Origin of the sequence: Methylobacterium sp. GC_Met_3 (genome assembly GCF_026540775.1) — a bacterium.
Classification (GTDB): domain Bacteria; phylum Pseudomonadota; class Alphaproteobacteria; order Rhizobiales; family Beijerinckiaceae; genus Methylobacterium.
The window spans coordinates 39022-53427 of the sequence record NZ_JALNUL010000030.1 but is presented as its reverse complement, the minus strand read 5'-3'; the positions used below and the strand labels follow the sequence as shown (position 1 = coordinate 53427).

Sequence of the window (14406 nt, the reverse complement as noted above, 5' to 3'; positions counted from 1 at the left end):
GCTAGACGACGGCAATGGGCGCAAAGCTGAACAGCCGCTGTTGCGCTCATCAGCGATCCAGCACGGCGTAATCTGGCCGAAATCAGAATGGCTGCTCTGGCGTTCACCCTATGCAAAAGCGGACGGGATCGTGTGACATGAACCGGCCACACGTGCGCGCTGAGGACGCTCTAATTACGTCCGCGCTGGGTGTTCTCCCGAGCTCTGGTATCCCAATCGAGGCAGTGACGCCATCAATGGCCAACAGCCCGTGTGCACGGCTGTCTGTGTGGGGGGGCGGCGCAAGCCAGTGGGGACGCGGCTTTAGGCGCCAAGTAGTCCGATAGCGTCACGGGGGGCAGCTACCGCTCGCGCTTCTGTCTGCTCACCAGCCGCCAGCCGCCAGCCGCCAGCCAGCACGAACTTCTTGATGAACAACAAGCACCAGCCGATCGTCGGCTGCCTCGTGGATTCCCCGACGCGAGGGCGATCCAAGTCGTCGTTGGCGCGCCGGGACGGATGGTAGCCTCGTGCCTTTCTACGTCGGGCAGGTGCGAGGCCATGCCATCCTGGATGATCAAGGCCGCGGTCCAACGCGCCGTCAGCCTCCTCCCGTCCCCGCACTTCTGGAATGGCATCATCCAGAAGTGCGTGACCCGCTCAGTCGGACTTGACGATAGGTTGTTCCTCGACAAGCTCGGGCGGGCCCGGGGCCATCTCGCCAACTACCAAGCGGGATCGAGCGGCCCCGCTATGCCCGCGAGGGTCGTCGAGATCGGCACCGGGTGGTTCCCCGTCGTCCCGATTGCGATCTGGCTTTGCGGGGCCGAGGAGGTCGAGACTTACGACCTCGTCCGGCACGCTACAGAGGCGCGCATCGCGGCAACGGTTGGACATTTCCTAGCCGCCTGGGATGACGGCCGGCTCGTACAGGCCCTGCCCCATGCCGACCGGGACCGCGTCGCCCGGCTCGAGCGGATGGTGCGCGGCGCGGCGCCGGGCGGCTTCGCGGAGGGGCTGACGAACCTCGGAATCCGGTACACGGTCGCCCCCTTGCAGGCGGACGCATCCGCCCGGAGAGCGGACCTCGTGTTCAGCACGGCCGTCCTGGAATATCTGCCGTACTCGGCTCTCGTGGCGCTGCTGCAGGCTTCCCGAGCCCGCCTGTCGCCCGGTGGGGTCGCAAGCCACTGGATAGACCTATCTGATGAGTACGCCTACTTCGATAAATCTATTACCCCGTTCAACTTCCTGCGGTTCTCGGACCGAGCCTGGCGCCTGATCAACAACCCGATCATCCCCCTCAGCCGCCTGAGGCTGGGCGACTACCGCCACGCCTTCGCTCAGGCTGGGTTCGCTAAGTGCGCCTTCGAGCCCGCGCTTGGTTCCGCGGAAGACCTCGCGTGCGTCCCGATCGCCCCGGCGTTCCGGGGACGCCCGGACGAGGATCTGCTCGCACTTTCGGTCTGGGTCCGGGCCTGGGCTGCGCCAGCCCCGCTCAATCACGCCGGGTGAAACGGGCTTGGGCGAGCCCGGTCCCGGTTCAGGGCGCCGCGGCCGCGGACGGCATCCGCGGGCCCGCCAGGGCCTCGCTGAATAGGCGCGCCGTCGGCTTTCGGTGCGGGGGCATGAGCATGTTGAGGTGGCTCCCCTGGATGTCCACGACTACGAGGTCGCCCGCGATCTCAGCCCAGCCCAGGTCGCGCGGTGCGCCGGGCCTTACTTCCTGCGAACGAAACAGGGTCACCCGGAACCCGACTCGGGGCTTCCGGTCGCCGGCGACCCAGCGCCGGTAGGCCCCGCTCCGTGTCACATCGTCGATCTCAAGGCCGACCGTGAAGCGCATACGCTCTGGGAGGCGATCAAGGAGCCACGCGATGCGGTCGTGGACTCCGGCCTCCTCCAGGCGGCGAACGAGGGCCCGGACCGCCATCCGGTAGGGCGTGTCCAGCCCGTCGCGAAGCCGGACCACGGCCCGCGCTGCGGCGGCAAGGATGCCGTCCCGGAGCGGCACGATGCAGGAATCGAGGACGCCGACGAAGGAGACGACGCGGCCTTCGAGTGAGAGCCGAGCGGCCGCCTCCAGGGCAACAGGACCGCCGAACGAGTAGCCGGCGATCCGGATGTCCCCGGTAGGCGCGAGCGCCGTGATTTGGCGCGCGATGTCCTCCGCGACGTCCGCAATGCCGCCGCCGACCACCATCTGCGTCCAAGGCATGTAGCGCAAGGTGACGAGGCGGACCTGCCGCTCGACCTCATCGCGGAACTGCATTAGCGCCGGGCCGTCCCCGATCGTCCCGGGGCACAGGAAGACGGTCGGCCGCGTATCGTCTGCCGCCGTCCCGCCGGGCGCATTGTGCATCGCCGCGGAGACGGCCGCCGAGAACTCGCCCGGCGTCATCGACAGGCGGAACGACCCGGGCGACAGTGTGCAGCCCAGCACCCGCTCGACCCCGTTGAGGAGGCGCATGAATCCAAGGGAATCGCCCCCTGCCGCGTCCCATGGGACCTCGCGCGCCGGAGGGCTCGTCCCAAGCACGGCGCACCACGCGCGATGGGTTGCGTCGCGCACCGCGCGCCCGTCCGGGCCGGCCGCAAGGGATCCGTCGGCGCGTGCGGGCGGCGCGCGCGCGGCATCGATCGCCTGCAGGGTCAGGCAATCGACTTTGTGCCCTTGAAGCTGCGGTAGAGCCGGCAGGACGTGGATGCCGGCCGGGTTCAGGTCGGCGGTGAGGGTCGCCCTGAGATGGCCGCGCAGTTCTCCCTCAAGACTCCCAGACGGGTCCGATGCGGCGACGAAAGCGACGAGCGCGGCGTTGCCCGGGGAAAGCCGGATCGTGACCGCGGCGTCGCGGACGCGGGGATGGCGCCGCAGCGCGGCTTCGAGCTCCGCCGGCTCGACACGGCGGCCGTTGACCTTGACCTGCCTGTCCTTGCGGCCCCGGTGCACCGCCAGGCCGTCAGCACCAACCTTGAGCATGTCGCCCGTGGCGAAGGTCCGCTCCCCCCGCTCGTCCGTGGGGTAGCCGAGCAGCTTGCCACCTTCCCAGATCCCCAGAGCGACGTAGGGGCTCCGGACCACGAGCTCGCCGACGTCATCGGGCCCGACTGCGAACCCGTCCTCCGATAGGACGGCGAAGGACATCCCCGGAAGCATGTGGCCGACGGGGGCGCTCGACCCCGTGCGGGGCGCGCCCCTCGGGACGAACCATTGCGACCCGGTGGTCTCGGTGGAGGAGTAGCCGATCTGAAGGTCGCAATCCGGCAGCGCCGTCTCGAACAGGTCGACATCGGCCCACAGGATGCGGTCGCCGCCCATCCGGACAACCCGGAGCGATGCGAAATCGGCGCCGCTGCCGTCCGACTCGACCAGGGCCCGGAAGAGGGCCGGGACCACGTAGGTCGCCGTCACCTTGCGCTCGCGGATAATGCGCCGGATCGCGCCGAGGCCGCTGGCACGCGTGTCGCAGACCCGTAGCACGGACCCGGAGAGCAGGGCGGCCAGCCACTCGCGGGTCCCGGCGACGGTGCACATCGAACTCAGCGGCATGAACACGTCGCCGGGTCCGGCGTGGATGGCGTCAAGCTGCTGGCGGACCCTCTGAAGCATCGCACGCTGGCCGTTGGCGATGCCCTTTGGCGTTCCGGTGCTACCAGAGGTCAGCAGAATCACGGCGGGGGCGTCGACGTCGACGGGCGGGAGCTCCGTGGACCACCACGGGTGGATGCTCTCGTCGGCGAAAGCGAGGCCGATGTCGAGCTTGCGGACGCTGTCCGGAAAGGCGATCCGCGGGGCTACGCCGAACCCGAGTTCGACCACAGTCCTGCAGCCCGCGCTCGCCACGAGGGCGGCGATCCGCTCGCGCGGGTCAGCGGCGTCAAGGGCGACGTAGGGCCGGCCCGCCGCCAGGCACGCGAGCGCGGCGACCGCGTAGAGCGAGGAATTCCTGAGCACGAGCCCGACTGCGGCCCCCTCGGGCGTCGTGGCCGCGATGCCCCGGGCCAGCCGTTCCGCGGCCTCGACCAGCTCACCGTAGGAGAGCCGGAGCGAGCCGTCGTCCACCGCGGGGGCGCCGGGCCGGGCGGCTGCGATCCGCTTTAGGTGATCGAAGACGGGGACGGCGACGAAGTCGTGGGGCAGCGGCGGCAGGGCGCCCTGGCGCGACCCGCCGGCGTCGAGGGGGCGGTCCGAGGGGGTGGACCAGGCGTGGTCCGGACGGAACCGGGGCTGACAGTCGTGACGCTCTTGGGAGTGACGCTCTTGGGACGTGGCGGTCATGATGCTCTCCTCGTCGTGTCCATCGGTACCCGCGGGACGCCGGGTCGCGTCAGAAGCGATGAGCCCGCGCAACCCGCATCGCCGGGGCGGGGACCGGGTTGCGGACCGGTGCACGCGCCCCGGGGAACAGCCGGTCGAGCTCTGGCCCGGACGCCATGATCCCTAGGTCGACGAGCCGGCCCGGTGACCGGAACGCCTCGCTCCCTGCGTGCATCAGCGTCGCGTTCGGGTCGCGGGACAGCTGCTCGGCGTAGCGGAGGTACTCACTGCCGCCGTCCCAGTGTTCCCCCCGCGCCGCCTCGGCGACCGCGCGGCGGTGGAAGTCCGAGAAAAACTTGAAGTGTAGGAGCGCCCCGGTGACCGGCGACAGCCTGAGGGGCGTCGTCCGGTGGTTCGAGATCCAGCGCCGTCCCGGCGCCCCCTTCACAAGCGGGATCTTGGTCAGGTCCGGCGGGAGGGGACTGCCGAGGCGTCCCAGCCCGAGCTTCTTGCCCACGGGGTGGAGGCGGATCCCGCGCAGGGTGCGGAGCAGGGCCATGCGCCAGCGCCCGGCGCGGGCCAGCTCCGGGTAGAACACCCGCAGCCGGGGGCCTCCGACTGCCTCGACCTCGGCGAAGGCGGGGCGGGTGGGGTTGATGCGGACCTTGGACCGGAGGCGGTACCCGGTGTCGTGATGGCGGCACGTGTCCAGGAACGGCGTACCGGAAACATAGTCCGCCCTCGCCACCGGTCCGTCCGGGTACATGTCGAGCAGGGTGGCGAACAGGCCCTCGTACCCCGACCTGTCCAGGAATGCGCACAGGTCGCGCAGCGGCATGCGGTCGGCGTGGGGGTATGTCAGCAGCTCGTCGGCGTCGGCGAACAGGCACCAGTTGCTGTCGCCGTGGCGCTCCACCAGGGCGTTGATCCAGTCCATGCCGTGGTTCGCCTCGGCAAACGAGGCCGTCGTCCGGTAGGCGTAGCAGTCGGATTGGCCGGCGAGGAACTCGGCCGTGCCGTCCGCGGAGGCGTTGTCGACCACGAAGAACCGCTCGACGCCCAGGCCGCGGTGGTGCTCGAACATGTATGGCAGCCGGGCCGCCTCGTCCCGGACGACCAAATAGGCGTCGATGGACCCCGTCCGCCGGTCTGCCCGCCGGCCGAGCTCAACCAAGGCATGTCGGCATCGCGTCGTCATGACCGTCTCCATCCGCTCGCCGGCCCGTGCCGCGCGAGGCTCATCATTGCCGCGGGCAGGAACGGCACCCCGGAGGCGAGCTGACGGATGCGCCCGACGTCCTGGTGGTGGCCGTTCACGGAGATCCGCGGCAGGGCCGTGAGGGCGGAGCCGTGCCGCCGGTCCACGTGTCCGGGACGGGTGGTTACGGCCGTCGCGTAACCATGGCCGCGCGCCAGCCCGAACTCGCGCTCGCCGGCGTCGGCCGCGCCGCCGGACGGGTAGGCCAGGTGCCGTACGGGCCGGCCGATGCGGGCGGCGATGGCGGACTTGCTGTCCCCAATCTCGGCGTCGGCGGCCTTGGCCGTGACGCGGGAGAGCACGGGGTGGGACAGGGTGTGCGAGCCGATGGTCACGGACGGGTCCGCCGCCAGGAAGGTCAGTTCCGACCAGTCCGCGCACAGCAGCCGGGCGATCCGCGCGCCGTCCACGTCGGCGCTGGCCGACAGGGCTGCGACGCCTTCGAGGAGGTCGGCGTGTGCGCCGCGGGCGAACAGTCCGGACAGCCTCCGGAACGCCGCGTACTTCTCGCCGACGGTGCGGGTGCGCATCTCAAAGCGCCCGTGCGGGCCGTCGTGCGCGACGCGGTCCAGCCGCGCGACGGCCGCCTCAAGCTCGACCCACCACAGCCGACCGGTCCCGGAGGCGAGGGACTCGGTGACGAACAGGGTCCACGGCACCCCGAGATCGCGCAGCACGGGGCGGGCGTGGTAGAGGTTGTCCCGGTAGCCGTCGTCGAAGGTCAGGACCGCGAACGGGCGACGGGACCTGGCATGGGAGAGCCGCGCCGGCACGTCATCGAGGGGGATGACCTCGAAGCCCTCCTCCAGCAGGGTGCGCACCGTCGACCCCAGGAACTCCGGTGTGATCTCCAGGTACCGGTTCGGCGCGAACGCCTTTTCGCGCCAGGGCCGGACGTGGTGGAAGGTCAGGATCACGCCGTCGCCGCGGGCGATCGGGCCGAGCCATCGTCGGGCCCCCGTCGCGGCGAGCGCCGTGAAGGCCGCACCATAGAGGCGATGCCGCCACGGCACACCGGCGGAGCTGCTAGTCGCGTTCATCGCATCGCCTCCTTGGCGCCCGGCGCGGCGACGAGCTCACCCGGGCGGATCACGACGTCGAGCACGTCGCCGGGCTGGATGTCGTCCTCCTCCGTGACCGCCATCTCCGTCGGGCGGCCGTCGACCTTGCGGTGCAGGACGAGCTCCGGACCCGCGGCCCCGCGCTTCATCTGGGCCTTGACCGCACCGGTGTAGAGCAGCTTCTCGCTCGCGGCCCGCACCGCGGAGCGCAGCCGCTCGACCTCGACGAAGGCGTCCTGCGCCTCGCCGAGCAGGCGATGCCGGCGCTCGTCGGCAAGGCGTTCGAGCGCGCGCGCAATCTCGTCGCGTTCCTTTCGCGCCTGCGCCAGCTTCGCCGTGGTCTCAAGCTGCTGGTTGCGCAGCGACGCCATGGACCGGTTCTCCTCCTCAAGGCGCATCACCGGCGAGATCCCCCGGCTGAAGCTCGTCTGCAGCCGGTCGACGGCCACGACCTGTCGGTCGATGAAAGTGCCCTGCTCCTTGGCGGCCGCCTCGTACCCGGCGACGTTGGCCTGCGCCTGCGCCAGCGACCGCTCCAGGAAGGCGCGTTGCCGGGCATGGTCGAGGACGCGCGACCGGAGGTCCTTGAGTTCGACGTCGGCCACCGCCCGGATCGAGGCCTTCGCCAGGGGCGCGTCGTCGAGGGCCTTCAAATTCGCCTCGTCCCGGCCGTCCATCTCGGCCTGTAGCGTCAGGGCCCTGGCGTGGCGGCGCACAAGCTCCATCCACAGCGACTCGTACTGGCTGCGCAGGTCCGGGGCGGCCAGGAGCGGGTTCTCGGACCGGAAGCGCAGGGCGTCGTAGCCGCCGGCCAGGGCCACAGCCACCCTTGCGGTCAGACCGGGCCGGAACGGGACTGCGCCGGGGCGCGCCACGTCCCCCGTGACGTAGAAGGGGCGGTGCTCGACCAGCTCGACCGTCACGTCCGGCGCCCGCAGGGTCTTGCTGTCCGCTAGGAGGGATCCGACCCGCTTGCGGAGGTCCGCGAGGCTCAGGCCGGTGGCGGCGACCTCGCCGACGATCGGGAGCGAGACGTCGCCGTCGACGTTTACGGTGACTCTTCGCCTGTAATCGGCAACGCCGAAGACGGAGACTTCGAGGACGTCGCCGGCGTCCAGCAGGTACGCCGCCCCGGAGGGCGACGGCCAGAACGCGCCGGCTCCGATCACCGCGGTGAGGGTGCCGGCGGCGAGTCGTCGCGGGATCCCGAAGCGTCTCATCGTGCGCTCCCCATAGCCGTGGCTGGTTGCGTCAGGACACGGATGCGGCGGACGGCCATCTCGGCCGGGAACGGGGTGCCGGCGTCGGGCGGCCCGGGCCACGTGCCGCCGACGGCGAGGTTGACCAGCAGGTACATCGGCTCGTGAAGCGCGGCCGGCGTCGGCACCGCAAAGACCCGCCTGCCGTCGAGGAACCAGGCGATCTCGGCGGCCGTCCATTGCACCGCGTAGGCGTGGAATCCCTTCGACAGGTCAGTGGCCTTGACGCGCTCCTGGATCTCGCGGTGGTTGCCCGCGGCGCCGAGGTGCAGGGTCGCCCAGTACCCGTCCGTTGCGTCGCCGAGGACCTCCATCACGTCAATCTCGGGCGGCCAGCCCCCCGCGGCCGGCAGCAGCCAGAAGGCCGGCCAGGTTCCCTTGCCTTTGGGGACGCGCGCCTCGATCTCCGCGTAGCCATAGGTGAACCGGAACGACATGGCGGTGGTCAGCATGCCGGAGGCGTAGGCCTGCCCCGCCGCGGATCGGGAATCCACCTGCGGAATCGGGCGCGCGGAGATGACCAGGCCCTCCGGTCCTGCCCGGAACGGCGCCAAGCGCTGGAGGACCGGGGCGTCCCGGCCGGGACGCGGGTCGACGTAGTATTGGGATTCGCGGTTGTCGGCATTGCTGCGGGCGCCGGACCTGTAGGAGGGCTGCCAGGTGCCGAAGCCCGCGTCCCAGAGCGAGAGCCGCTCGAATCTGTCCTCGAAGGCGACGGTCCAGCCCGCGGGCGGTCCCATGACGGCGACGTCCCCGGCCCGCACCGGCAGCGCGGAGGCGACCAGGGCACAGAGCGCGGTGACCGAGGCCGCCGCGAGGCCGGCGAGCCTTAGGCTGCGACCGGTCCCGAGCATCCCGAGCCGGCGGAACGAGGCGGCGACCCCCGCCAGAAGCCCGAGGCTGCCCACGACGCAGCCCCAGGCCTGCCCCTCGATGCCCCCCAGCGCGTTCCCGGCCGCCATGCCGGCCGCCAGGACGGCGAAGCCGCCGGCGAGGGTGCGGACGGCGTCGCTGGCCGGGGACGGCGACAGAGCGACGAGGATCGGCACGAACCAGCAGGCGATCCCGAGCGGTACGCAGGACACGGCCAGGATCATCGTCGCCCCCGTCGTCGCCTGGTAGCCCGGGAAGACGAGGTCGATGGCCGGCGGCAGGATCGGGATCGCGCAGGCGACGGCCGCCGACAGCGCGATCCCGAGCAGGCTGGCCTCGCGCTCGATCAGGCCGGCGGCATCCCCCTTCCGGCCGACGGCGACCCGGGCGAGGATGGTCGGGTATCGGACCTGCGCCACGGTGCCGAGGAGCGCGATCACGATGAAGGCGAGGTTCGCGGCGAACGCGAACAGGCCGAAATCCGCAGGTGCGGACAGGGCGGCGGAGATCCAGCGGTTCGCCTGCAGGTATAACAGCCAACCCCAACTGAAGGCGAACATCGGAAGCCCCGCCAGCACGAGCGGGAGGACGGACGTGCGCCCGGCCAACCGCAATGCGGGCAGGACCAAGACCAGGGCGAGCGCGCCGAACCAGAGGGCCATGGCGGCGAAGCACCCGGTGGTCCCTCCGGCGATGAGCCCGAGCAGGCGCGGCGCCGTCAGGCCGGCCTGAAGGGCGAGGGCCGAGGCGGTGAACTCCCAGATCCGGGCCTTGGCGCGGTGGATGCTCACCGGTCCGTTCGCGACCATGGCCGCCGTGCCCGCGAACAGGACGAGCGCGACGTCGAGCGGCGGCAGGGCGGCCGTCCACCAGGCGGCGAGGCAGAGGCAGGGGGCGAGGGAGAGGAGGGTCGCCAAACCGACGACCCAGCGCGCGCGCACGATCGACTCGGCCAGTGCCGCCCCCCGCCGGCCCTGCCGGGCGGCGAGCTCCCGATCCGCCATCTGAGACAGCCCGAGATCGCCCTTGCCCAGGACCTGGAACAGGCTGCTGAGGAGCGAGAACGACCCGAAGTCCACCGGCCCCAGAAGCCGTGGCGCCAGTAACATCGTGCCCGATCCCAGGACGCTGAGGATCGGGGCGCAGGTGGCGTAGGCGAACGGGCGGCCCAGCCAGCGCGTCCCGGCGGGGCGGCCCGAGGCGGGGCGCGGCGCGGGATCGGCGAGGCCTGTGGCGGGGAGCGTGTCGGCGAGGCTCATCGCGCAACGCCCTCCGCATTGGGACCCGCGGGACGCGACGCCTCCGCCGCATGACGGGCAATCGCCCAGTAGGCGAGGAGCGTGAGCAGGACCGGGGTCCCGAAGATTTCGACCTCACCCATGCCGTTGACCAGCACGAAGACGGTGATGTTGTCCCGCAGCGGCTCGGGCGCCGAGACCGCCTTGGCCACGAGGATGCCAAGGAACCCGAAGGCCGGGATCGACCCGACGAACCCGAGCGAGAGCAGCGTCTGCACGATCATGTTGTGGGCATTGACAGCCGAGCCGACGAACGTCTTCGGCAGTGCATCGAGGAGCATGCCTTCGGTGCCGTTGAAACCCCAGCCGAACAGCGGTCGCTCCGCGATGCGTCCGGCGGCGGCGGCCCATAGGTCTGTCCGCCCGGTCAGTGTGGTGATCTCGTTCGCCGACCCGGTCCGGCTGAGTTCACCGAACAGGGCGTCGGGATCCGGCAGGGGGACGACGGCGGCGATTCCGGCGACGAGGGTGGCCGCGGCCAGCGCAGGGATCGCGATCGCCGCGGCCAGAGGTAGCCGGCGCCGCAGGACGACGAATGCCCAGCCGACGAGGAAGGCCGTCAGCGCGAAGCGGCTGCGGCTCGCCATGACTGTGGCTAGCCCGAGCGCCAGGGCCGCGAGGAACGCCGCCGGGCCGACGGCGCGCAGGCGCCACGCCGCGACGGCGAGCAGGCACAGGATGACCGCCTGCTGGCCGAGCACGTTGGGATGGCCCGAGAACCCCTGAAGCCTATAGACGGTCTCGACGTCGGAGGGCGGGGTGAAGGCGATATCTGGGACGGCAACCCCGCCGGCGAGCGAGATCAGCATCAGAGCGCAGAGCGATGCGACGGACACCCTGAGGGCGCGGACCGTGCCGAGGTCGACGGCGATCAGGGCAGCGAGGCACAGGGCCGCCACCAGGCCGAATGCGTTGGCCCCGGTGTAGGCGGGGGTCGGCGACCACGCCGCGGACGCCAGCGCGAGGATTCCGTAGACCGCCACGCAGGCCACGGCCGGGTCGCGGAGCAGGACGGCCAGCGTCCTGTAGCGGGCGGCCGCCACCCCGACGACGGCGAGCCACGTCGCGAGCTTCGTGCCGTTCTGCCAGTCGAGGCCGACGTCCCCGATCTCCCGGAGGCGGAAGTTGATGTTCAGCCCGACGATCGTGAAGGCGAGGATTGCCCCGATCGCCCAGGGTCGTCCCCTCAGGGCGCCGAGGAGAACGATCGCCGCCGCCGCGGCCACGAGGGCCAGCACCGGCATCGCGTAGGCGGCTTCGCCGAGGACCGGCGAGGCCAGCGCGGCGACGAGGGCGAGGGCCGCCGGCACGGCGATGCCCGCGCCCGCCAGGAGGTCGGCGCGGCGTCCGCCCCGCGCGTCCGACGGGGCCGTCATGGCGCAGCGAGCCGCTTGAGGCCGGCGAGGGCCTCGCGCCAGGTCAGCGCCAGTCCCGCGAGGACGGCCATCATCAGCGCGGCGGCCCCGGTGGGCACCGGCCTCGGGAACGCCGCCGACCCGGCGACCTCGCCGATCGACAGGATCTCGGCGTCGGCCCCGAGGGCCTGCTCGCGCGCGGTCATGCCCTTGAGCCGGGTAAGGGCCTCCTCAAGGATCGCCTTGTCCGACGCCGCGACCCGCTGGAGCTCCTGGAGCCGCGGCTCGGCCTCGCGCCGTTTGACGGTCTCGACCCGGAGCTGGCTGATCTCGGCGGAGAGCATCCCCTCCCGTGCGGCCCATTCGGCAGCCTCGGCCTTGGCCGCTGAGACGATCCGGTCGGATTCCAGCGTGATCTGGTCCTGGATCGCCTGGGTCTCGCTGGCCCAGACCGCCGTGCGCGCGAGGGCGGAGGCCATGCCTTCCTTGAGTCGCAGGATGGCGGGCGAGGACAGGATCTCCGGCGCTGCGGACAGATCGCCGGCTTCCCGCTTGGCGGCCAGCGCGTTCGCCCGCACGGAGGCGTCGATGTACCGAGCCCGCGCCTGCGCGGCCTCGACGCTCATGACCTGTAGGCGCTGGTCGATCGCCGCCTGCGCGCCGGTGTCGACCAGGCCCGAGGACGACAGGAACGCGGCGACGGCGGCCGTGGAGGCGGCGTAGCGCTCGCCCAAGAGGTGGGCCCGTTGCGCGAGCCACGACGTCAGCCGTTCCAGGGAGCGGCGCTTCCGGTCGCGCTGACCCGCGAGGTAGGCATCCGCCAGCGATGCGGTCAAGGCTGCGGCCTTGTCCGGGGAGGCCGACCAGAACCCCATGTGAACCGTGTAGGAGCGGCGGTCCCTGGAGACCTGGACGTGGGACAGCACGCGCCGGCGCAGCTCGGCTTGCGTCGGGGGCTGGGGCTGGGGCTGGGGCAGGTATGGGTCCAGCCAGGGCCAGCGGCCGGCGAGGAATGCGTACCCGCCCTCAAGGGCGCCGCGCGCGGCGCCGAACTCGGGATCGGCCGCAAGACGGTTCGCCTCGATGACGGCATCGATGAGCTCTGGTCCGGTGACGACGTCCACCGCCGACTGCACGGCGCCGTCATCCATCGGATTGCGAAGGGTGCGGTCGCCCTGCCCATCTTGGTCGGTGGGCTGGAGCACGAGCGAGGCGACCGACTCGTAGCGGCGCGGCAGGTAGGGATAGGCCACCGCCACGGCGGCGAGGACGATGACGGCGGCGAGGGCGAACCGCCGCCGCGGTCGGCTTCGCGCTCGGGGCATGGGCGCCGTATCGGGGAACGGGGCGGACCAAGCGCGCGGGGCGAGTTCGACCGGATGCCGGGACTCCCCGGGCGACCGTGCGAGGGGCGAGGCGGCGGCGCTCATGCGGTGGCATCCGTGGTGCGTGCGAGGCGGTAGAGGGCGCGCTTGGCCCTGCCGGATGCGAGCCGGAATCCAAGGTAGAGGGGGGTCACCGTCGCGAACTGGCGCAGGGTGAGGAAGCCGCTGCGGTAGCAGGCGATGCGGAACCGGAGCTCCGACAGGCAGTAGGCGAGCCCTCCCCGGCGCTGCTTCTGGGCCGTGCTGGACCGGACGCGAACGAGGACCTTCGGGATGACGTGGAACCTCGCTCCTGACTGGGCCAGCCTGACGAAGAGGTCGTAATCCTCCAGGCGGCCGTAATCGGCGCGGTAGCCCCCGATGCGGCGCAGCGCCTCGGTGCGCGCCAGGATGGTCGGGTGGACGAGGACGTTGCGCCAGCGCAGGGCCTGGACCACGGCGTCGTGCCCGGTTGCGGACACCTTGATCTGAGAGGCGGCGCCGTCTTCGTAGAACTCCTCGCTCCACGACGAGATCACATCGATGCCGGGGTTAGCCGCAGCGTAGGCCATCTGGACCGCGAGCCTATCGGGTTGGCACAGGTCGTCGCTGTCCATGCGCATGACCCAGCCGTCCGGGCAGTGTGCGAGGCCCTCGTTCATGGCGGCGGCGAGGCCGACGTTGCCGAGCAGCCTGACGACGTCGAGGGCCGGCGCGGCCAGGCTGGCGGCGATGACGGCCTCCTGGTCCGCACCGACGGGGCCGTCGAGCACGAGCACGATCCGGTCGGGGGGCAGGGTCTGGGCGCGGATGCTGCCCAAGGATGCCGCCAGATTCGCGGCGGTCTCGCCCGCATGGGTGGACATCAGCACGGTCACCCCGGGGCGCCGGTCGCGTACGGGCGGCGCGTGGGCGTTCATCGGGCGCCCCGCCGCCGCAGGAGGGCCGGGATGGTCCGGAGCAGGATCGAGAGGTCGAGGAGGAGGTCGACCCCCAGGACGTACCGCTCGTCGAGGGCGACCCGGGCGCCCAGATCCGCGTTTTTCAAGCCGCTCACGTGCCATAGCCCGGTCAGCCCCGGCCTGAGGCTCTGGTAGAGGTGCAGCCTATCTCCATAGAGCGCGACTTCGGGGACGGTGATCGCGCGCGGCCCCACGAGGCTCATGTCGCCGCGCAGGACGTTCAGGAGTCGGGGAAGCTCGTCGAGGCTGCTCGTGCGCAGCACACGGCCGATGGCGGTGAGGCGTGGGTCGAATCGCAGCTTGCGGTCCGCGTCCCAGTCGGGGCGGGCCTCCGGGTGGTATGACAGGTATTCCTCGAAGGTCTCCTCGGCGTCGGCGATCATTGTCCGGAACTTGAGGCAGTCGAAAACCGCGCCGCCGCGCCCGCTCCTCTGGTGCCGAAACAGGACGGGGCCGCCGTCGATCGCGACGAAGATGGCGACGACGCTCATCAGGGGCGCAAGGAAGGCGAGGAGCGCCGAGGCGGCCAGGATGTCGATGGCGCGCTTCGTCGCCAGGAAGCAGCGCCTGCGCGCGGTGGCGTGGAGCGCTGGGAGCGTCTTCGGGTTCGCATTCCCGTTGGCGGCGGCGAGATCCTGGGCGTCGACCCTGGCAAGCAGCATCGCTGAATCTCCAGCATTCCTGCACGCCGATCACAGTTCCGGGCGCGGACGACCAAGTGCCGGACAGCGCGTGAGCG

10 protein-coding genes are annotated in these 14406 nt (G+C 71.5%); 1 reads left to right on the top strand and 9 read right to left on the bottom strand.

Features of this window, described 5'->3' with window-relative positions:
* The first annotated feature begins 540 nt into the window (after positions 1-540).
* Positions 541-1494, top strand: a complete 954-nt coding sequence (locus OXS27_RS24005; RefSeq protein ID WP_267359208.1) for a class I SAM-dependent methyltransferase — start codon at positions 541-543, stop codon at positions 1492-1494.
* 28 nt (positions 1495-1522) lie between these two features.
* Here OXS27_RS24005 and OXS27_RS24000 read toward each other — a convergent pair whose 3' ends face one another.
* From OXS27_RS24000 to OXS27_RS23960, 9 genes are read right to left on the bottom strand one after another with little or no spacing between them, the layout of a single operon-like run.
* Complete coding sequence (locus tag OXS27_RS24000) at positions 1523-4258, bottom strand: AMP-binding protein (RefSeq protein ID WP_267359206.1); 2736 nt, start codon at positions 4256-4258, stop codon at positions 1523-1525.
* A 49-nt stretch (positions 4259-4307) separates the two neighbouring features.
* Positions 4308-5435: a glycosyltransferase family 2 protein gene (locus OXS27_RS23995; protein ID WP_267359204.1), complete on the bottom strand. Its 1128-nt coding sequence runs from the start codon at positions 5433-5435 to the stop codon at positions 4308-4310.
* Positions 5432-6535, bottom strand: coding sequence for a polysaccharide deacetylase family protein (locus OXS27_RS23990; RefSeq protein WP_267359202.1), 1104 nt, complete (start codon positions 6533-6535; stop codon positions 5432-5434). Before OXS27_RS23990 ends, OXS27_RS23995 begins: the two co-directional genes overlap by 4 nt.
* On the bottom strand, positions 6532-7776 hold the full coding sequence (locus OXS27_RS23985; protein WP_267359199.1) for a polysaccharide biosynthesis/export family protein: 1245 nt from the start codon (positions 7774-7776) through the stop codon (positions 6532-6534). The genes OXS27_RS23990 and OXS27_RS23985 overlap by 4 nt, the downstream gene beginning before the upstream one ends.
* Positions 7773-9947, bottom strand: a complete 2175-nt coding sequence (locus tag OXS27_RS23980) for a family 16 glycosylhydrolase (protein ID WP_267359197.1) — start codon at positions 9945-9947, stop codon at positions 7773-7775. The genes OXS27_RS23985 and OXS27_RS23980 overlap by 4 nt, the downstream gene beginning before the upstream one ends.
* Complete coding sequence (locus OXS27_RS23975) at positions 9944-11362, bottom strand: O-antigen ligase family protein (protein ID WP_267359195.1); 1419 nt, start codon at positions 11360-11362, stop codon at positions 9944-9946. Before OXS27_RS23975 ends, OXS27_RS23980 begins: the two co-directional genes overlap by 4 nt.
* Complete coding sequence (locus tag OXS27_RS23970; RefSeq protein ID WP_267359193.1) at positions 11359-12771, bottom strand: hypothetical protein; 1413 nt, start codon at positions 12769-12771, stop codon at positions 11359-11361. The genes OXS27_RS23975 and OXS27_RS23970 overlap by 4 nt, the downstream gene beginning before the upstream one ends.
* Entirely contained in the window at positions 12768-13625 is an 858-nt protein-coding gene (locus tag OXS27_RS23965) for a glycosyltransferase (protein ID WP_267359191.1), read from the bottom strand. The genes OXS27_RS23970 and OXS27_RS23965 overlap by 4 nt, the downstream gene beginning before the upstream one ends.
* On the bottom strand, positions 13622-14329 hold the full coding sequence (locus tag OXS27_RS23960; RefSeq protein WP_267359189.1) for a sugar transferase: 708 nt from the start codon (positions 14327-14329) through the stop codon (positions 13622-13624). Before OXS27_RS23960 ends, OXS27_RS23965 begins: the two co-directional genes overlap by 4 nt.
* Positions 14330-14406: the final 77 nt, after the last annotated feature.